The organism is Escherichia sp. MOD1-EC6842 (genome assembly GCF_002965705.1).
Lineage (GTDB): Bacteria > Pseudomonadota > Gammaproteobacteria > Enterobacterales > Enterobacteriaceae > Escherichia > Escherichia ruysiae.
Map to the genome: position 1 here is coordinate 169,888 of NZ_PTRF01000001.1, position 18,324 is coordinate 188,211.

Consider the following 18,324-nt stretch of genomic DNA (forward strand, 5'->3'; position numbering starts at 1 on the left):
CAACGTTATTCGAGGTTCAATGCATTTTTATCTGAAGCAACTTCAGTATACCAATAAGTAAGGGTATCCACAGAATTTTTAAAGGGGGAAAGAGATATTTTTTTGTTTTTAAGATTTATATGAACAATAAAACAGCATGTCATTCATATTTTTTTAGCATATCGTGCAATTATTTTGAGGAAGTGTAGAAATTTTGTGCTGAAAATAAAAAAGCCGGGGCGACCCGGCAAAAACAAACATTACTGCATATTATTCGCTAACGAACCAGTCATCTGCGCTTTCCCATGTTTCTTGCAGAATTTCGCTAATGCGCTGTTTATCTTCTTTTGTTGCGCCAATAACCGATAAATTATTAGCTGCGGCATAACGAACAGAAACATGACCTTCGTTATCAGGAAACGCATATTGAATACGGCGGGAAAGTTCAACTGCCAGAGCGTCAATGGCTCCGGCAGGTAATGGAGAAGTTTTCGCTATGGTGACTTCAATTCTCATAATAGCCCCCTGTTTAATATACTGGTTATTTATACAGGTAAAATAACCTAATGACAACAGGGAACTACGTTTTTTATTGTTTAACTGTCCAGCGTACTGTTTCTCCGGCCAGGAATGGCACCAACGTGTCGTCAGTCAGAGCGATGCTTTCAGCCACTTTCTGCTCTTCGCGTACCAGTTCAATAAACGATTCGTTGACTGGCAAACCATAGAACTGCGGGCCGTTTAAAGAACAGAATGCTTCAAAGTGCTGTAACGCATTCATTTCTTCAAAGACAGTGGCGTAACTGCCCAGCGCCGTTGGGGCATTAAAACAGCCGGCACAACCGCAGCTACTCTCTTTGCGATGACGCGCATGTGGCGCGGAGTCAGTCCCAAGGAAAACGCGACTAAAGCCACTGGCGACCAGTTCACGCAGCGCCTGTTGATGCACATTACGTTTGAGAATGGGCAGGCAGTACAGATGCGGACGTATGCCACCAACCAGCATATGGTTACGGTTAAACATCAAATGCTGGGGTGTAATGGTAGCAGCCAGCAGTTCATTACCGTCACGAACATATTCAGCGGCATCTTTCGTCGTGATGTGCTCAAAAACCACTTTCAGCCCAGCCAGACGTTGGCGTAGCGGCTCCATAACAGTTTCAATAAAGCGCGCTTCACGGTCAAAAATGTCGATGTCGGCGTGTGTCACCTCTCCGTGTACCAGCAGTGGCATACCCATTTTTTCCATTCGCTCCAGTACGGGCATGATAGCGTCAACCGACGTCACGCCGTGGCTGGAGTTGGTGGTCGCGTTTGCTGGGTAAAGTTTTGCAGCGGTGAACACGCCTTCGTTAAACCCTCGCTCCAGTTCGTCTGCATCCAGTGAATCAGTTAGGTAGCAGGTCATCAGCGGGATGAAGTCGTGCCCGGCAGGGACGGCGTCAAGAATACGTTGACGATAAGCCACGGCAGCTTCAACGGTCGTCACGGGCGGTGCCAGATTGGGCATAACGATGGCCCGACCATAGGTTTGGCTGGTATACGGCACGACAGTTTTTAACATGTCGCCATCGCGGAGGTGAAGGTGCCAGTCGTCTGGGCGGCGGATCTTTAATACCTGGGATGGTGCAGTCATTAATCTCTATGCTCCGGCTGAAGGGATGTTTTTGCCGGACACAAAGGATAAGCGGAAACGTTTTCCTTTGCACGAAAAATAAAGGGCGCGAATGCGCCCTCGTGTTTAATCAGTAAACGGAATGACAATTTCGCCAGGTTTCACCTCAATACCTTTCGCCAGTTTTTTCGCCATTGCTTCACCTTTGCTGCCATCTTCGCGCAGAATGTAAGCCGGTTGCTGGTTAAAGTAGTTGCGTAATGCCTGATTCAAATAGGGGAGCAACGTTTGCATCACTGTCTGCATTTTTTCCGGTTGTACCGTCGCATCGACCACTTCCATTTCCTTCAGGAAGATAGCGCCTTTTTCTTTATCGAAAACCGGCAGTGCTTTCAGTTTTAGTTTCATGGTCGCTTTCTGGCTGCCGAACAGGGAGTTCATATCCAGATTTGCATCCCCGGTTAAGGTTATCTTATTCGGCTCTTCGCGACCAATTTGGCTGGCCAGGTTTGTCAGAACAATATGGGCATCCGCTACGCCGGGCAAACCGATATCTTTCGAGAAATTATTATGTTTCTCAAGTGACTGGTTAATTTCTTGTTCGCTAATCGTGTACTGGGTGAGTTGATTACAGCCAACGAGCAGGCCGCTGACGAGCAATGCAGCGGCAAATAAAAACTTGTTCATGGTAGTCCTCGACATGAAATCTGCGTCAATATCCTGACACAACGCAGCATGTGCCACCAGCGTTAAACTCGCCAGCAGAAAAAACTGAATTCTGCGGCGGCAGGTAATAACAAGCTGTTAAGGCGTGTCAGGTTGACAGGGCGAGCAATGGTAACAGAAAGCATCGCGTTTTCAGGCGTCGCGTTCCAGCAACCGACGCGCCGCGCGTTTCTGGCTAAATTGCCAACCCAGCGCAAGGAAGGTGATTATGCCAATAATGCCCAACATCATCCACGGTAACTCTGGTTGTTGTGCCGACTTTCCCAGATCAAACAGCCAACCGCCGCCGATATAGCCAATAGCGCCGCCAATGGCCAGACCCAGACGGCTAAAACCCATATAGCTGCCGCGTGCTCGCGCATCCGCCAGCGAGGCGCTTAAGGTTTCACGCGCAGGTTCGGCAATGATCGAACCGATATAAAACAGACAAATCAGGGTGAAAAGTTGTTGCAGGCTGCTGACCATGCCCACCGGCATCATGCTTAATGACATTATCAACAACCCAGCCATCAACCGGTGTTCCAGACGAAAACGCCTTTCGCTCCAGCGAGCGATAGGGTAGAGCAAGGTTAAGGAGAGACATGCTTCAATGGCATACATCCATTTAACGGCAGAGGGCGCTCCGGCGACGTCGTTGACCATAATCGGCAGCATCAACATCACCTGAACGGCAAGCATGTAGTAGCCCGCCAGCGTCAGGACGTAGGTGACAAAACGTTTATCACGCATCACGCGAGCCATGCCTTCGCGGACTGGCGTGCGCACGGTAGAGAGTTTCCATGCCGGTAACAACCAGGCATTAAACGCTGCACACAGTACAAATAGAATCGCCCCTGTGGCGCAGACCAGGCGGAAATCATATTGCAACAGCCAGCTTCCCAACAAAGCGCCAATGACCGCACCGGCACTGTCCTGCATCATCAACAACGAGAAAAAGCGCCCACGTTGCTGCGGGCGAATCAATTTGACCACCAGCGCCGAACGCGGCGGATCGAAAAGAGTGCCGCCAAGACCTGAGAGAAGGCAGGAAAACCACAGTAACCAGGGCTCCTGGGCGATGCCCATAGTGGCGAATCCGGCGGCGCGCATCAGCATACCGGTGACAATCATTGGTTTAGCGCCAAAGCGGTCGGCAATTGCGCCGCCAAAAATACCCAACCCTTGTTGAATGAACTGACGCAGACCGAGGGCAATACCGACCATTACGGCGGCCCAGCCCATTTGATCAACGAAGCGGATGGAGATCAGCGGGAAGACAACAAAGAACCCCAGCACGACCAGCATATTATCGATGAGCAGGAAATATTTACCCAGGTTCCTCGCCTGCGACACGCGCGACATTTCCCCTCCTGGGAAATAAAAGATGAGCACTTTCTATTCTGCATGGTCGCTAATACTTTTCCCACAATTCCCGGGACAATATTTTTTTATCGAAAGCCCTCTTTGATAGAGAGTTTTTATCAAATATGTGAATAATGCAGGAAATGGCATTTTGGACTTTTCACAGGCTCTGGTTGCGCAGGTATAGTAATACTTACAGCGTATTAAAGACGTTACGGGAAGGAGTAGGTATAGAATGTTTGGCTATCGCAGTAACGTGCCAAAAGTGCGCTTAACCACGGACCGACTGGTCGTGCGTCTGGTGCATGATCGTGATGCCTGGCGGCTGGCGGATTATTACGCAGAGAATCGCCATTTCCTCAAGCCCTGGGAGCCAGTGCGCGACGAAAGCCACTGCTATCCTTCAGGCTGGCAGGCCAGGTTAAGCATGATTAATGAATTTCATAAACAAGGTTCTGCATTCTATTTTGGGTTGTTCGACCCGGATGAGAAAGAGATTATTGGCGTTGCCAATTTTTCTAATGTGGTGCGAGGATCTTTTCATGCCTGCTATCTCGGTTATTCGATTGGGCAAAAATGGCAGGGCAAAGGGCTAATGTTTGAAGCCCTGACCGCCGCCATTCGTTATATGCAGCGCACCCAACATATTCATCGCATTATGGCCAACTATATGCCGCACAATAAACGCAGCGGTGATTTACTTGCGCGACTGGGTTTTGAAAAAGAAGGCTATGCGAAAGATTATTTGTTGATTGATGGACAATGGCGCGATCACGTACTGACGGCATTAACCACCCCAGACTGGACGCCCGGCCGCTAAGGAGAATCTCATGAAATATCAACTTACTGCACTGGAAGCCCGCGTGATTGGCTGCTTGCTGGAAAAACAGGTGACAACGCCGGAGCAATATCCGCTTTCTGTAAATGGTGTAGTAACGGCCTGTAATCAGAAAACGAACCGTGAACCGGTAATGAATCTGAGTGAATCCGAGGTGCAGGAGCAGCTGGATAATCTGGTCAAACGTCATTATTTACGCACGGTGAGCGGTTTTGGTAATCGGGTCACCAAATATGAGCAACGCTTTTGTAATTCAGAATTTGGCGATCTGAAACTGAGTGCCGCAGAAGTGGCGTTGATAACCACTTTGTTGTTACGCGGTGCCCAGACGCCAGGCGAATTGCGCAGCCGCGCGGCGCGGATGTATGAATTTAGCGATATGGCGGAAGTGGAGTCCACGCTGGAACAACTGGCTAATCGTGAAGACGGGCCTTTTGTGGTTCGCCTGGCTCGTGACCCGGGTAAACGTGAAAGCCGTTATATGCATCTTTTCAGCGGTGAGGTTGAGGATCAACCGGTGTTAACGGAGTCGTCGAACGCGGTTGACGGCGATTTACAGGCTCGTGTCGAAGCACTGGAAATCGAAGTGGCAGAACTGAAACAGCGTCTTGATTCATTGCTGGCCCATCTGGGAGATTAAAGTGAAAAAATTACGTATCGGCGTAGTGGGATTAGGCGGCATCGCGCAAAAAGCGTGGTTACCGGTGCTGGCGGCAGCATCAGACTGGACGTTACAAGGCGCGTGGTCGCCAACGCGTGAGAAAGCCCTGCCAGTTTGTGAAAGCTGGCGCATTCCCTACGCTGATTCGTTATCCAGCCTCGCCGCCAGTTGCGATGCGGTTTTCGTGCATTCAAGCACTGCCAGCCACTTTGAGGTTGTCAGTGCGCTGTTAAATGCGGGGGTGCATGTTTGTGTTGATAAACCGCTGGCGGAAAATCTGCGTGATGCCGAGCGGCTGGTGGAACTGGCAGCACGGAAAAAACTCACCCTGATGGTCGGTTTTAACCGCCGTTTCGCACCTCTCTACTGTGAGTTAAAAACGCAACTCGCTACGGCGGCCTCGCTAAGAATGGATAAGCATCGTAGCAATAGTGTCGGGCCGCACGATCTTTATTTCACGTTGCTGGATGATTATCTGCATGTGGTGGATACCGCGCTGTGGTTGTCTGGCGGTAAAGCCTCTCTGGATGGCGGCACGCTACTGACTAACGACGCTGGCGAAATGCTATTTGCCGAGCACCATTTTTCTGCGGGTTCTTTGCAGATTACCACCAGTATGCATCGCCGTGCCGGAAGTCAGCGTGAAGCCGTGCAGGCCGTGACTGACGGTGCGCTCATCGACATTACGGATATGCGTGAATGGCGTGAGGAGCGCGGGCAGGGGGTAGTGCATAAACCGATTCCAGGCTGGCAGAGTACCCTTGAGCAGCGTGGATTTGTTGGTTGCGCACGTCACTTCATTGAATGCGTGCAAAATCAGACAGTTCCGCAAACCGCCGGTGAACAGGCGGTGCTGGCGCAGCGCATCGTTGACAAGATCTGGCGCGACGCGATGAGTGAATAAACCCTGTAACATCTGGCGGTAGCAATTCACCATAATCCAGGTAGACTATTCGCCTCTTTCAGCGCCTGCCTTGCAGGCGTTTTGCCCGTGGGTCTGGATTAGAACACCGATGAATTTATTAAAATCGCTGGCCGCCGTCAGCTCGATGACCATGTTTTCGCGTGTGCTTGGCTTCGCACGTGACGCAATTGTCGCCAGAATCTTTGGCGCAGGGATGGCAACCGACGCCTTTTTTGTCGCTTTTAAACTTCCTAACTTGTTGCGCCGTATTTTTGCTGAAGGAGCCTTCTCCCAGGCATTTGTGCCGATTCTGGCGGAATATAAAAGCAAGCAGGGTGAAGACGCCACGCGGGTCTTTGTCTCTTATGTTTCTGGTCTGCTGACACTCGCGCTGGCGGTTGTGACGGTTGCCGGGATGCTCGCCGCGCCGTGGGTAATCATGGTGACCGCGCCGGGCTTTGCTGATACTGCCGACAAATTTGCCCTGACTACCCAGCTATTACAGATTACTTTTCCCTATATTTTGCTGATCTCCCTGGCGTCGCTGGTGGGGGCGATTCTCAATACCTGGAACCGTTTTTCGATTCCGGCATTTGCCCCGACGTTACTTAACATCAGCATGATTGGTTTTGCGCTGTTTGCCGCGCCGTACTTTAATCCGCCTGTGCTGGCGCTGGCGTGGGCTGTAACGGTGGGCGGTATCCTGCAACTGGTTTATCAGCTACCGCACCTGAAGAAGATAGGCATGTTGGTTTTGCCACGCATTAACTTCCACGATGCGGGTGCGATGCGCGTGGTGAAACAGATGGGACCGGCGATTCTTGGCGTCTCTGTCAGTCAGATCTCCTTGATCATTAACACCATTTTTGCCTCGTTTTTGGCATCCGGTTCTGTGTCCTGGATGTATTACGCCGACCGTTTAATGGAGTTCCCGTCTGGCGTACTGGGCGTGGCGCTGGGCACCATTTTGCTACCGTCGCTGTCGAAAAGTTTTGCCAGCGGCAATCACGATGAATACAACCGCTTGATGGATTGGGGGCTGCGTCTTTGTTTCTTGCTGGCGCTGCCAAGCGCGGTGGCGCTGGGTATCCTTTCCGGGCCGTTGACCGTTTCACTGTTTCAATACGGTAAATTTACCGCCTTTGATGCGCTGATGACCCAGCGGGCGTTAATTGCTTACTCGGTGGGTTTGATTGGCCTGATTGTGGTGAAAGTGCTGGCTCCGGGCTTTTATTCCCGACAGGACATTAAAACACCGGTAAAAATAGCCATCGTCACGCTGATCCTGACGCAATTGATGAACCTGGCGTTTATCGGCCCGTTGAAACATGCCGGATTGTCGCTTTCCATTGGTCTGGCGGCTTGCCTGAATGCTTCGCTGCTGTACTGGCAGTTGCGTAAGCAGAAAATCTTTACCCCACAGCCCGGCTGGACTGCGTTTCTGTTGCGTTTGTTGGTAGCCGTATTGGTGATGTCTGGCGTGCTGTTAGGTATGTTACACATCATGCCAGAGTGGTCATTGGGCACTATGCCCTGGCGCTTACTACGCTTGATGGCGGTTGTTGTCGCGGGGATCGCGGCATACTTTGCCGCGCTGGCGGTGCTGGGCTTCAAAGTTAAAGAGTTTGCCCGTCGGACGGTGTAATAATGCGTTCCGGCCTGCATTGCAGGCCGGAGAAAATCTTCAGATAGATATCTTTTTACTGCCGCGATGGGACGTTGAGGTTTGACCGTTAGCCCCGTACAGCGTCGGTTCCTGATGCGGTTTCAGCATCTCCAGCGCCTGTTGATTGCGCTCAATCTGTCCTTCCAGAAGCCAGCCGTTATGTTGATTTAACTGGCGCAGTTGCTGCGTTTTCACGGTAATTTCCTGCCATCGCTGTGTGATCTCGTCGCTGTTTACAGTATCCAGTGTTTGCCGACGTAACTGCTCAAGGTAATCCAGCGTTGCCAGCTGTGAGCTTTTTTGTTCTGTAGTCCATTGCAACTGGCTGCCGTTGATCTGCCCCATAGAGAGATGTTGTTGCTCTTGATCCATCACCATTTTAAGCTCGTTAAGCACTGTGGACATCTGGTCGAGGATCTCTGCAAGACGCGTCATAAGCCTATTTACTCAGTAAGTCTTGTTGTACTTCGCTGATCAGCGCGTCGGCAATTTTGCCGATATCCATTTTTAGCTCACCGTTACGAATCGCCTGTCTCAACGCTTCTACGCGTTCAAGATTGATATCACTGCTGCCTGGCTGCATCAATTTTGCCTGCGCATCGCTTAACGTGACGTTGGTGCTGGTGGCTGCGGTCGTTTTAGTCGAGCGGGTATTGGCTACCGGCGCGTCAGTGTTTTCGCGTGGCTGAACGGTGCTTACGGGCTTCAGAGGTGAAGTGCGGTCAATACTCATGGTTTATTCCTCATTGAGGGCGCTTTTATCATTTGTTGCTTATTTATCGGCAATAGTCGGTCAATCTTTAACAGCTTACAGGTTTATAAGAATATTCCCATCAGCATCCACCACGCCACTGACCACCTGACCCGACACCATGCGGACACGAGCATTTTGCGCGACGGCGGCATTGTTCAGTGCCTGACCTTCAGCATTGGCGCTGAATCCCTCCCCGCTGGCAATCACATTGACGCGTTGACCGGCTTTGACTCGCCAGGCCTGGCGCAGCATGGTTAGCTGTACAGGCTGTTCGGGCGCCAGATCGCGCAGGCTGACGGCATCAACAAGTTGATTGACATCCAGTACAGTACGCGGCGGTAAGGTATCCAGCCGTCCGTGTTTTAGTTTGACACTGCCAGATTCCAGTTTTCCCCCACGCACAACGGGCATCGCAGCAACCACATAATTTCCCGTGGCCTGCACATTAACCTGCAAATATCGTTTGTTGTTGCCGCAGCGCGCCAGCACATTCACATTGCCCCACAGGCGGGAATTGCTGGTCATCGACAGCAATGGCTGTTCACACGGAGGCAGTAAATGGGGCGCAGTACGAATAGAGACCCGGACTTCATCACTCAACCCTGCCAGTTGTGCGGCAAAAAAGGTTTGCAATTGTGATGTGAGATCGCCAGCCGCACTCAGCGGACTGAACAGTATCGCGATGATCACCATACAACGCTTCATTGCCAGCATTTTCACCTCCAGCCATTTCTACAGGCCAAATTGTACCCGCGCGTTGTGACCATCAACGGCATAAATAGCGACCCATTTTGCGTTTATTCCGCCGATAACGCGCGCGTAAAGCCTTTAAGCTGACGGCAGAATTTTGATACCTGCGGAGGAGATATGCTCGATAAGCTCGACGCCGCCTTACGTTTTCAACAAGAGGCGCTCAATCTGCGCGCCCAGCGTCAGGAAGTGCTGGCGGCAAATATCGCCAATGCTGATACCCCTGGTTATCAGGCGCGCGATATAGATTTTGCCAGTGAACTTAAAAAAGTGATGCAGCGTGGACGAGATGAAACCAGCGTGGTTGCGCTGACCATGACCTCAACGCAACACATTCCGGCGCAGGCGCTGACGCCTCCTTCCACAGAACTGCAATACCGTATTCCGGATCAGCCTTCGCTGGACGGCAATACCGTCGATATGGATCGCGAACGTACCCAGTTTGCCGATAACAGCCTGCAATACCAGATGAGCCTTAGTGCGTTGAGTGGGCAAATCAAAGGCATGATGAACGTTTTACAGAGCGGAAATTAACGGATGGCACTGCTGAATATTTTTGATATCGCCGGATCGGCGTTAACTGCTCAGTCCCAGCGTCTGAACGTGGCGGCCAGTAATCTGGCTAATGCCGACAGTGTGACTGGCCCAGACGGACAACCTTATCGGGCAAAACAGGTGGTGTTCCAGGTGAACGCCGCGCCAGGCGCTGCTACGGGCGGCGTAAAGGTTGCCGATGTTATTGAAAGTCAGGCTCCGGACAAACTGGTTTATGAGCCGGGTAATCCGCTGGCGGACGCGAAGGGCTACGTGAAAATGCCAAACGTTGATGTTGTCGGGGAGATGGTTAACACCATGTCGGCGTCGCGCAGCTATCAGGCCAACGTGGAAGTGCTTAACACGGTGAAAAGCATGATGCTGAAAACCCTCACGCTCGGTCAATAAAGGAGAAAGCCATGTCCATTGCGGTAACCACCACCGATCCGACAAATACCGGCGTCAGCACTACCAGCAGTAGTTCGATCACGGGCAGTAACGCCGCAGATTTACAAAGCAGTTTTCTGACCTTGCTGGTGGCACAACTAAAAAACCAGGACCCGACCAATCCAATGGAAAACAACGAGCTGACGTCGCAACTGGCGCAAATCAGCACGGTCAGTGGGATTGAAAAACTCAATACTACGCTCGGTTCGATTTCCGGGCAGATAGACAACAGTCAGTCGCTACAGGCCAGTAACCTGATTGGTCACGGTGTGATGATCCCCGGCACCACTATTCTTGCCGGAACCGGCAGTGAAGAAGGTGCGGTAACCACGACCACACCGTTCGGTGTTGAACTGCAACAGGCGGCAGACAAAGTCACTGCCACTATCACTGATAAAAACGGCGCGGTTGTGCGCACTATTGATATCGGTGAACTGACCGCCGGCGTCCACAGTTTCACCTGGGACGGTACGTTAACTGATGGCACAACCGCTCCAAATGGTTCTTATAACGTGGCGATTAGCGCCAGTAACGGTGGTACGCAGTTAGTGGCTCAACCGCTGCAGTTTGCTCTGGTACAGGGCGTGATTCGCGGCAACAACGGGAATACGCTGGATCTTGGTACTTACGGCACCACCACGCTCGACGAAGTACGGCAGATAATCTAAGCCTTCACATTTCAGGAGTCAGTCATGGCCTTTTCTCAAGCGGTAAGCGGATTAAACGCTGCCGCCACCAACCTCGATGTCATTGGCAACAATATCGCCAACTCCGCCACCTATGGCTTTAAATCCGGCACGGCTTCATTTGCTGATATGTTCGCGGGTTCTAAAGTGGGACTGGGAGTAAAAGTTGCTGGCATCACCCAGGATTTTACCGATGGCACGACCACCAATACCGGACGTGGTCTTGACGTTGCTATCAGCCAGAACGGTTTTTTTCGCCTGGTAGACAGCAACGGCTCGGTGTTTTATAGCCGTAACGGGCAATTCAAACTCGATGAAAACCGCAACCTGGTGAATATGCAAGGTTTACAGTTGACAGGTTATCCGGCAACCGGCACGCCGCCGACCATTCAGCAAGGGGCGAATCCGACCAATATTTCGATTCCAAATACCTTGATGGCGGCAAAAACAACCACCACGGCGTCGATGCAGATCAACCTGAACTCCAGTGATCCGCTTCCGTCGGTGACTACCTTTGATGCCAGTAATGCGGATAGCTATAACAAAAAAGGCTCGGTGACTGTTTTCGATAGTCAGGGGAATGCTCATGACATGAGCGTCTACTTTGTGAAGACCGGGGATAATAACTGGGATGTTTACACCCAGGACAGCAGTGATCCAACAGGCACAGCGAACCACGCAACGACGCTAGCGTTTAATGCCAATGGCATATTGACTTCGGGGGGGACAGCGAACATTACCACCGGCGCAATCAATGGCGCAGATCCTGCCTTATTCTCGTTAAGTTTCCTCAATTCTATGCAGCAAAACACCGGCGCAAACAACATTGTGGCAACCACGCAGGATGGCTACAAACCTGGCGATTTGGTGAGCTATCAAATCAACGATGACGGCACGGTAGTCGGTAACTATTCCAACGAACAAACCCAGTTGCTGGGGCAGATTGTGCTGGCAAACTTCGCTAACAACGAAGGGCTGGCTTCCGAAGGCGATAACGTCTGGTCTGCGACGCAATCTTCTGGCGTGGCGCTGCTGGGGACTGCCGGAACGGGTAATTTTGGCAGTCTGACCAACGGCGCGCTGGAAGCGTCCAACGTCGATCTCAGCAAAGAACTGGTCAATATGATTGTCGCCCAGCGTAACTATCAGTCCAATGCTCAGACCATCAAAACCCAGGATCAGATCCTTAACACGCTGGTTAACTTACGCTAATTGCTGACGGAATAGCTCAATGGATCACGCAATCTATACCGCAATGGGCGCCGCCAGCCAGACGCTGAATCAGCAGGCGGTGACCGCCAGTAATCTGGCAAATGTCTCGACACCGGGTTTTCGCGCGCAGTTAAACGCCTTACGTGCGGTGCCGGTGGAAGGGCTTTCTCTGCCCACGCGCACGCTGGTAACGGCGTCAACGCCGGGTGCAGACATGACTCCCGGCAAGATGGATTACACCTCGCGCCCGCTGGACGTCGCATTACAGCAGGACGGCTGGCTGGCCGTGCAGACTATTGACGGTAGCGAAGGGTATACGCGTAACGGCAGCATCCAGGTTGATCCCACCGGGCAACTGACGATTCAGGGGCATCCGGTGATTGGCGAGGCGGGACCGATTGCTGTACCGGAAGGGGCAGAAATCACGATTGCCGCCGATGGCACGATTTCGGCGCGGAATCCCGGCGATCCGGCAAATACCGTCGCGCCAGTGGGGCGTCTGAAACTGGTGAAAGCCACGGGCAGTGAAGTACAGCGTGGTGATGACGGTATTTTTCGTTTAAATGCGGAAAGCCAGGCAACGCGTGGCACGGTGCTGCAGGCTGACCCGACGTTGCGTGTGATGTCGGGCGTTCTGGAAGGCAGTAACGTCAATGCCGTTTCGGCAATGAGCGACATGATTGCCAGCGCGCGGCGTTTTGAAATGCAGATGAAGGTGATCAGCAGCGTCGATGATAACGCAGGCCGTGCCAACCAACTGCTGTCGATGAGTTAATTAAACGATTGATGACATTGCAATAAAAGCGCGCGGACTATCCCCTCGCCCCTTTGGGGAGAGGGTTAGGGTGAGGGGAAATTCGCACCGCCGCGTGCTTTTGCTCTGCTTGTCAGCAATCCACCAAAGGATATTTTATGATCAGTTCATTATGGATCGCCAAAACGGGTCTCGACGCCCAGCAAACCAATATGGACGTTATTGCCAACAACCTGGCAAACGTCAGCACCAACGGTTTTAAGCGCCAGCGGGCGGTGTTTGAAGATCTGCTTTATCAAACCATTCGCCAGCCTGGCGCACAGTCTTCCGAACAAACCACCTTGCCATCCGGGTTGCAAATTGGCACCGGTGTGCGTCCGGTCGCCACTGAACGTTTACACAGTCAGGGCAATCTGTCGCAAACCAATAACAGCAAAGATGTTGCCATCAAAGGGCAGGGTTTTTTCCAGGTCATGTTACCGGATGGCTCATCAGCCTATACCCGTGACGGCTCTTTCCAGGTGGATCAGAACGGGCAACTGGTGACGGCCGGTGGCTTTCAGGTGCAGCCAGCAATCACCATTCCGGCGAATGCGTTAAGTATCACCATTGGTCGTGATGGCGTGGTAAGCGTTACCCAGCAAGGTCAGGCGGCGCCGGTTCAGGTTGGACAACTCAATCTCACTACCTTTATGAACGACACCGGGCTGGAGAGTATTGGTGAAAACCTCTACACCGAAACGCAATCCTCCGGTGCACCGAATGAAAGCACGCCGGGCCTGAACGGTGCAGGACTGTTGTATCAAGGGTATGTTGAAACATCTAACGTCAACGTGGCGGAAGAACTGGTCAACATGATCCAGGTACAGCGCGCCTACGAAATCAACAGTAAAGCGGTATCCACTACCGATCAAATGCTGCAAAAACTGACGCAACTCTAAGGCATACCGGTGGGGACTCTCACCGGTTTACTGATTTTGAAGATGATAGCCATGCAAAAAAACGCTGTGCATACTTACGCCATTTCCAGCTTGTTGGTGCTTTCACTATCCGGCTGTGCCTGGATACCCTCCACGCCGCTGGTGCAGGGGGCGACCAGTGCACAGCCGGTTCCCGGCCCGACGCCCGTTGCCAACGGTTCAATTTTTCAGTCTGCCCAGCCGATTAACTATGGCTATCAACCGCTGTTTGAAGATCGCCGACCGCGCAATATTGGTGACACGCTGACCATTGTGTTGCAGGAGAACGTCAGCGCCAGCAAGAGTTCCTCTGCGAATGCCAGCCGTGACGGTAAAACTAATTTTGGCTTTGATACTGTGCCGCGCTATTTGCAGGGGCTGTTTGGTAACGCCCGCGCCGATGTCGATGCCTCTGGTGGCAATAGTTTCAACGGTAAAGGCGGTGCTAATGCCAGCAATACCTTTAGCGGCACATTAACAGTGACGGTCGATCAGGTGCTGGTCAACGGTAACCTGCATGTGGTGGGTGAAAAACAGATCGCCATTAATCAGGGCACTGAATTTATTCGCTTCTCCGGCGTGGTCAATCCACGCACCATCAGTGGCAGCAATACCGTACCGTCTACTCAGGTGGCGGATGCACGTATTGAGTACGTGGGTAACGGTTACATTAACGAAGCGCAAAATATGGGCTGGTTACAGCGTTTCTTCCTTAACCTGTCGCCAATGTAAGTGAGGCTGTAGTGATTAAATTTCTCTCTGCGTTCATTCTTTTGCTGGTTGCGACGGTGGCGCAGGCCGACCGTATTCGCGATCTCACCAGCGTTCAGGGCGTACGGCAAAACTCGCTGATCGGTTATGGGCTGGTCGTTGGCCTGGATGGTACAGGCGACCAGACGACCCAGACGCCGTTTACCACTCAAACGCTTAATAACATGCTCTCGCAGTTGGGAATTACCGTTCCGACTGGCACCAATATGCAACTCAAAAACGTGGCTGCGGTAATGGTGACGGCGTCGCTTCCGCCATTTGGTCGCCAGGGGCAAACCATCGACGTGGTGGTTTCTTCTATGGGGAACGCCAAAAGTCTGCGTGGCGGCACGTTGTTGATGACACCGCTTAAGGGCGTTGATAGCCAGGTGTATGCGCTGGCGCAGGGCAACATTCTGGTTGGCGGTGCGGGCGCATCGGCGGGAGGCAGCAGTGTCCAGGTTAACCAACTGAACGGCGGACGGATCACTAATGGTGCGATTATTGAGCGCGAATTGCCCAGCCAGTTTGGCGCTGGCAATACCCTCAATTTGCAGCTAAATGAGGAAGATTTCACCATGGCGCAGGAAATTGCCGATACCATCAACCGCACACGTGGATACGGTAACGCGACGGCGTTAGATGCGCGGACTATTCAGGTACGCGTGCCGAGTGGCAACAGTTCCCAGGTGCGTTTCCTTGCTGATATCCAGAATATGCAGGTTAATGTCACCCCGCAGGACGCCAAAGTGATTATTAACTCGCGTACTGGTTCAGTGGTGATGAACCGTGAAGTGACGCTGGACAGTTGCGCGGTAGCACAGGGGAATCTCTCGGTTACGGTAAATCGTCAGGTTAACGTGAGCCAACCAGACACACCGTTTGGTGGCGGGCAGACCGTTGTCACGCCACAAACCCAGATCGACTTACGCCAGAGCGGCGGTTCGCTGCAAAGCGTACGTTCTAGTGCCAGCCTCAATAACGTGGTGCGCGCGCTCAATGCGCTGGGCGCTACGCCGATGGATCTGATGTCCATACTGCAATCAATGCAAAGCGCGGGATGTCTGCGGGCAAAACTGGAAATCATCTGATGATTAGCGACAGCAAACTACTGGCAAGTGCCGCCTGGGATGCGCAATCGCTTAACGATCTGAAAGCGAAAGCGGGCGAAGATCCGGCGGCAAATATTCGTCCGGTTGCCCGCCAGGTGGAAGGGATGTTCGTGCAGATGATGCTGAAAAGTATGCGTGAAGCCCTACCGAAAGATGGCCTGTTCAGTAGTGAGCACACTCGCCTCTACACCAGTATGTATGACCAGCAGATTGCCCAACAGATGACGGCGGGCAAAGGTCTGGGACTGGCGGAGATGATGGTAAAACAGATGACGCCAGAACAACCACTGCCAGATGAAGCGACGCCAACGGCACCGATGAAATTCCCGCTCGAAACCGTGGTGCGTTATCAAAATCAGACACTCACGCAGCTTGTGCAAAAAGCCGTGCCACGTAACTACGATGATTCGCTGCCAGGTGACAGTAAAGCATTCCTCGCCCAACTCTCATTGCCCGCCCAACTGGCAAGCCAGCAAAGCGGTGTGCCACATCATCTGATCCTCGCCCAGGCCGCGCTGGAATCAGGCTGGGGTCAACGGCAAATTCGTCGTGAAAATGGTGAACCAAGCTATAACCTGTTTGGCGTCAAAGCCTCTGCCAACTGGAAAGGGGCGGTGACTGAAATTACCACTACCGAATATGAAAACGGCGAAGCGAGGAAAGTGAAGGCGAAGTTTCGGGTCTACAGCTCTTATCTTGAAGCATTGTCGGATTATGTAGGACTGTTAACGCGTAATCCGCGTTACGCTGCCGTGACGACCGCCACAAGCGCCGAGCAGGGCGCGCAGGCATTACAGGACGCGGGCTATGCTACCGATCCTCATTATGCCCGCAAACTCACCAATATGATTCAACAGATGAAATCGGTAAGCGACAAGGTGAGTAAGACCTACAACATCAGTATCGATAATCTGTTCTGAACAACTCAAGTCCGGCGGGTCGCTGCCGATAATGCTCTGTAATTGAAAGCTTATAAGGAACCTCCATGTCCAGCTTGATCAATAACGCCATGAGCGGACTTAACGCGGCTCAGGCGGCGTTAAATACGGCGAGTAATAATATTTCCAGCTATAACGTTGCCGGATATACTCGTCAAACGACCATTATGGCGCAGGCCAATAGCACTCTGGGGGCAGGCGGCTGGGTTGGCAATGGCGTCTACGTTTCCGGCGTACAGCGTGAGTACGACGCCTTTATTACCAACCAGTTACGTGCGGCGCAGACCCAGAGTAGCGGCCTGACTTCCCGCTATGAGCAGATGTCGAAAATCGACAATATGCTCTCTGGCAGCACCACGTCGCTGGCAACACAGATGCAGGACTTCTTCACCAGTCTGCAAACGCTGGTCAGCAACGCGGAAGATCCAGCAGCACGTCAGGCGCTGATTGGTAAATCAGAAGGGCTGGTGAATCAGTTTAAAACCACCGATCAGTATCTGCGCGACCAGGATAAACAGGTCAATATTGCGATAGGTGCCAGCGTTGACCAGATCAACAATTTCGCTAAACAAATCGCCAGCCTTAACGATCAAATTTCACGCCTGACAGGTGTGGGGGCAGGGGCGTCACCCAACAATCTCCTGGATCAACGCGATCAACTGGTGAGTGAATTAAACCAGATTGTTGGTGTAGAAGTCAGCGTTCAGGATGGCGGCACTTATAACATCACGATGGCCAATGGTTACTCGCTGGTACAAGGTAGTACGGCGCGCCAGCTGGCGGCAGTACCGTCCAGCGCCGATCCTTCTCGTACCACTGTCGCTTATGTTGATGGGACAGCAGGCAATATTGAGATCCCGGAGAAGTTGCTGAATACCGGGTCGCTGGGCGGCATTCTGACATTCCGTTCTCAGGATCTTGACCAGACGCGCAATACGCTCGGGCAACTGGCGCTGGCATTTGCCGAGGCTTTCAATACCCAACATAACAAGGGATTTGATGCCAATGGTAAGGAAGGGCAGGATTTCTTTGCCATCGGTAAGCCGGCTGTACTGGAGAATACTAAAAACCAGGGTAACAGCGCGATTAGCGCCACAGTGACCGATGGCTCTGCCGTGCTGGCGACAGATTACAAAATCTCCTTTAGCAACGATCAGTGGCAGGTCACCCGCCTTGCCAGCAATACCACTTTTCCGGTGACGCCGGATGCTGACGGTAAAGTCACGTTTGATGGTCTGGAGTTGACGTTTACTGGCACACCAGTCGCTAACGACAGCTTTACGCTGAAACCGGTAAGCGATGCCATCGTCAATATGGACGTTTTAATCACCGACGAAGCGGAAATCGCCATGGCGAGTGATAAAACGGCTGGTGAGAGCGACAACCGCAATGGTCAGGCGCTGCTGGATTTGCAAAGCAACGGTAAAACGGTGGGCGGGGCGAAATCCTTTAACGACGCCTATGCCTCGTTGGTCAGCGACATCGGTAATAAAACCGCTACGTTGAAAACCAGCAGTACCACGCAAGGTAATGTGGTAACGCAACTTTCTAATCAGCAGCAATCTATTTCCGGCGTCAACCTCGACGAAGAGTACGGCAACCTGCAACGCTTTCAGCAGTATTACCTGGCGAATGCGCAGGTTTTGCAGACGGCGAACGCCATTTTTGATGCGCTGATTAACATTCGCTAAGGGAGAG

At 52.2% G+C, this 18,324-nt stretch carries 21 protein-coding genes; 14 read left to right on the forward strand and 7 right to left on the reverse strand.

The annotated features are described in order from the left end of the window. Positions 1-249 precede the first annotated feature (249 nt). The 4 genes from dinI to mdtH form a co-directional block, all read right to left on the reverse strand. A complete protein-coding gene (dinI, locus tag A7Z29_RS00900) occupies positions 250-495 on the reverse strand; it encodes a DNA damage-inducible protein I (protein ID WP_001217767.1) in 246 nt (81 codons plus the stop codon). A gap of 73 nt (positions 496-568) precedes the next feature. Then, the gene (pyrC, locus tag A7Z29_RS00905; RefSeq protein ID WP_000126572.1) at positions 569-1,615 is read right to left on the reverse strand and encodes a dihydroorotase; all 1,047 of its coding nucleotides are present in this window, start codon (positions 1,613-1,615) and stop codon (positions 569-571) included. 105 nt (positions 1,616-1,720) lie between these two features. Continuing rightward, entirely contained in the window at positions 1,721-2,281 is a 561-nt protein-coding gene (locus A7Z29_RS00910) for a lipoprotein (RefSeq protein ID WP_010345626.1), read from the reverse strand. Positions 2,282-2,452: 171 nt separating this feature from the next. Beyond that, on the reverse strand, positions 2,453-3,661 hold the full coding sequence (mdtH, locus tag A7Z29_RS00915) for a multidrug efflux MFS transporter MdtH (RefSeq protein ID WP_000092224.1): 1,209 nt from the start codon (positions 3,659-3,661) through the stop codon (positions 2,453-2,455). Between the two features lie 235 nt (positions 3,662-3,896). Here mdtH and rimJ point away from each other — a divergent pair, with 235 nt between their 5' ends. From rimJ to murJ, 4 genes are all read left to right on the forward strand, one after another. After that, positions 3,897-4,481, forward strand: coding sequence for a ribosomal protein S5-alanine N-acetyltransferase (gene rimJ, locus A7Z29_RS00920; RefSeq protein ID WP_000468197.1), 585 nt, complete (start codon positions 3,897-3,899; stop codon positions 4,479-4,481). Positions 4,482-4,491: 10 nt separating this feature from the next. Further along, the gene (locus tag A7Z29_RS00925) at positions 4,492-5,139 is read left to right on the forward strand and encodes a YceH family protein (protein ID WP_000877105.1); all 648 of its coding nucleotides are present in this window, start codon (positions 4,492-4,494) and stop codon (positions 5,137-5,139) included. Between the two features lies 1 nt (position 5,140). After that, positions 5,141-6,064, forward strand: a complete 924-nt coding sequence (locus A7Z29_RS00930; protein ID WP_000736172.1) for a Gfo/Idh/MocA family protein — start codon at positions 5,141-5,143, stop codon at positions 6,062-6,064. Positions 6,065-6,173: 109 nt separating this feature from the next. Next, positions 6,174-7,709, forward strand: a complete 1,536-nt coding sequence (gene murJ / locus A7Z29_RS00935; protein ID WP_001050689.1) for a murein biosynthesis integral membrane protein MurJ — start codon at positions 6,174-6,176, stop codon at positions 7,707-7,709. Positions 7,710-7,748: 39 nt separating this feature from the next. On the opposite strand, the gene flgN is transcribed toward murJ, so the two are convergent. From flgN to flgA, 3 genes are all read right to left on the reverse strand, one after another. Then, on the reverse strand, positions 7,749-8,165 hold the full coding sequence (gene flgN, locus A7Z29_RS00940) for a flagella biosynthesis chaperone FlgN (protein WP_000197371.1): 417 nt from the start codon (positions 8,163-8,165) through the stop codon (positions 7,749-7,751). A 4-nt stretch (positions 8,166-8,169) separates the two neighbouring features. Continuing rightward, positions 8,170-8,463, reverse strand: a complete 294-nt coding sequence (gene flgM / locus A7Z29_RS00945; RefSeq protein ID WP_000020870.1) for a flagellar biosynthesis anti-sigma factor FlgM — start codon at positions 8,461-8,463, stop codon at positions 8,170-8,172. A gap of 75 nt (positions 8,464-8,538) precedes the next feature. Beyond that, positions 8,539-9,198, reverse strand: coding sequence for a flagellar basal body P-ring formation chaperone FlgA (flgA, locus tag A7Z29_RS00950; protein WP_000880637.1), 660 nt, complete (start codon positions 9,196-9,198; stop codon positions 8,539-8,541). A gap of 153 nt (positions 9,199-9,351) precedes the next feature. On the opposite strand from flgA, the gene flgB reads away from it, so the two are divergent. The 10 genes from flgB to flgK all read left to right on the forward strand — a co-directional run bounded on the left by flgB (position 9,352) and on the right by flgK (position 18,317). Continuing rightward, the gene (gene flgB / locus A7Z29_RS00955; protein WP_000884706.1) at positions 9,352-9,768 is read left to right on the forward strand and encodes a flagellar basal body rod protein FlgB; all 417 of its coding nucleotides are present in this window, start codon (positions 9,352-9,354) and stop codon (positions 9,766-9,768) included. A gap of 3 nt (positions 9,769-9,771) precedes the next feature. Further along, entirely contained in the window at positions 9,772-10,176 is a 405-nt protein-coding gene (flgC, locus tag A7Z29_RS00960; RefSeq protein WP_001196460.1) for a flagellar basal body rod protein FlgC, read from the forward strand. Between the two features lie 11 nt (positions 10,177-10,187). Beyond that, positions 10,188-10,883 carry a flagellar hook assembly protein FlgD gene (flgD, locus tag A7Z29_RS00965; RefSeq protein WP_000020458.1) on the forward strand — a complete coding sequence of 232 codons (696 nt, stop codon included), beginning with the start codon at positions 10,188-10,190 and terminating at the stop codon, positions 10,881-10,883. 24 nt (positions 10,884-10,907) lie between these two features. Continuing rightward, positions 10,908-12,113: a flagellar hook protein FlgE gene (gene flgE / locus A7Z29_RS00970; protein ID WP_105289687.1), complete on the forward strand. Its 1,206-nt coding sequence runs from the start codon at positions 10,908-10,910 to the stop codon at positions 12,111-12,113. Positions 12,114-12,132: 19 nt separating this feature from the next. Continuing rightward, positions 12,133-12,888, forward strand: coding sequence for a flagellar basal-body rod protein FlgF (flgF, locus tag A7Z29_RS00975; protein ID WP_105289688.1), 756 nt, complete (start codon positions 12,133-12,135; stop codon positions 12,886-12,888). Between the two features lie 137 nt (positions 12,889-13,025). Beyond that, complete coding sequence (flgG, locus tag A7Z29_RS00980; protein WP_000625837.1) at positions 13,026-13,808, forward strand: flagellar basal-body rod protein FlgG; 783 nt, start codon at positions 13,026-13,028, stop codon at positions 13,806-13,808. A gap of 51 nt (positions 13,809-13,859) precedes the next feature. Continuing rightward, positions 13,860-14,558, forward strand: coding sequence for a flagellar basal body L-ring protein FlgH (flgH, locus tag A7Z29_RS00985; RefSeq protein WP_010345611.1), 699 nt, complete (start codon positions 13,860-13,862; stop codon positions 14,556-14,558). A gap of 11 nt (positions 14,559-14,569) precedes the next feature. After that, the gene (flgI, locus tag A7Z29_RS00990; protein ID WP_032225429.1) at positions 14,570-15,667 is read left to right on the forward strand and encodes a flagellar basal body P-ring protein FlgI; all 1,098 of its coding nucleotides are present in this window, start codon (positions 14,570-14,572) and stop codon (positions 15,665-15,667) included. Continuing rightward, positions 15,667-16,608 (forward strand): flagellar assembly peptidoglycan hydrolase FlgJ, encoded by a 942-nt coding sequence (gene flgJ, locus A7Z29_RS00995; protein WP_085460618.1) that lies wholly within the window; start codon positions 15,667-15,669, stop codon positions 16,606-16,608. Before flgI ends, flgJ begins: the two co-directional genes overlap by 1 nt. Positions 16,609-16,673: 65 nt before the next feature. Beyond that, a complete protein-coding gene (flgK, locus tag A7Z29_RS01000; RefSeq protein WP_085460619.1) occupies positions 16,674-18,317 on the forward strand; it encodes a flagellar hook-associated protein FlgK in 1,644 nt (547 codons plus the stop codon). The last annotated feature ends 7 nt before the right edge of the window (positions 18,318-18,324 follow it).

Excerpts from the sequence above, each read along its gene's own strand:
- dinI (WP_001217767.1), bottom strand. The coding sequence starts at position 495 with ATGAGAATTGAAGTCACCATAGCGAAAACTTCTCCATTACCTGCCGGA.
- pyrC (WP_000126572.1), bottom strand. The coding sequence starts at position 1,615 with ATGACTGCACCATCCCAGGTATTAAAGATCCGCCGCCCAGACGACTGG.
- A7Z29_RS00910 (WP_010345626.1), bottom strand. The coding sequence starts at position 2,281 with ATGAACAAGTTTTTATTTGCCGCTGCATTGCTCGTCAGCGGCCTGCTC.
- mdtH (WP_000092224.1), bottom strand. The coding sequence starts at position 3,661 with ATGTCGCGCGTGTCGCAGGCGAGGAACCTGGGTAAATATTTCCTGCTC.
- rimJ (WP_000468197.1), top strand. The coding sequence starts at position 3,897 with ATGTTTGGCTATCGCAGTAACGTGCCAAAAGTGCGCTTAACCACGGAC.
- A7Z29_RS00925 (WP_000877105.1), top strand. The coding sequence starts at position 4,492 with ATGAAATATCAACTTACTGCACTGGAAGCCCGCGTGATTGGCTGCTTG.
- murJ (WP_001050689.1), top strand. The coding sequence starts at position 6,174 with ATGAATTTATTAAAATCGCTGGCCGCCGTCAGCTCGATGACCATGTTT.
- flgN (WP_000197371.1), bottom strand. The coding sequence starts at position 8,165 with ATGACGCGTCTTGCAGAGATCCTCGACCAGATGTCCACAGTGCTTAAC.
- flgM (WP_000020870.1), bottom strand. The coding sequence starts at position 8,463 with ATGAGTATTGACCGCACTTCACCTCTGAAGCCCGTAAGCACCGTTCAG.
- flgA (WP_000880637.1), bottom strand. The coding sequence starts at position 9,198 with ATGCTGGCAATGAAGCGTTGTATGGTGATCATCGCGATACTGTTCAGT.
- flgB (WP_000884706.1), top strand. The coding sequence starts at position 9,352 with ATGCTCGATAAGCTCGACGCCGCCTTACGTTTTCAACAAGAGGCGCTC.
- flgC (WP_001196460.1), top strand. The coding sequence starts at position 9,772 with ATGGCACTGCTGAATATTTTTGATATCGCCGGATCGGCGTTAACTGCT.
- flgD (WP_000020458.1), top strand. The coding sequence starts at position 10,188 with ATGTCCATTGCGGTAACCACCACCGATCCGACAAATACCGGCGTCAGC.
- flgE (WP_105289687.1), top strand. The coding sequence starts at position 10,908 with ATGGCCTTTTCTCAAGCGGTAAGCGGATTAAACGCTGCCGCCACCAAC.
- flgF (WP_105289688.1), top strand. The coding sequence starts at position 12,133 with ATGGATCACGCAATCTATACCGCAATGGGCGCCGCCAGCCAGACGCTG.
- flgG (WP_000625837.1), top strand. The coding sequence starts at position 13,026 with ATGATCAGTTCATTATGGATCGCCAAAACGGGTCTCGACGCCCAGCAA.
- flgH (WP_010345611.1), top strand. The coding sequence starts at position 13,860 with ATGCAAAAAAACGCTGTGCATACTTACGCCATTTCCAGCTTGTTGGTG.
- flgJ (WP_085460618.1), top strand. The coding sequence starts at position 15,667 with ATGATTAGCGACAGCAAACTACTGGCAAGTGCCGCCTGGGATGCGCAA.
- flgK (WP_085460619.1), top strand. The coding sequence starts at position 16,674 with ATGTCCAGCTTGATCAATAACGCCATGAGCGGACTTAACGCGGCTCAG.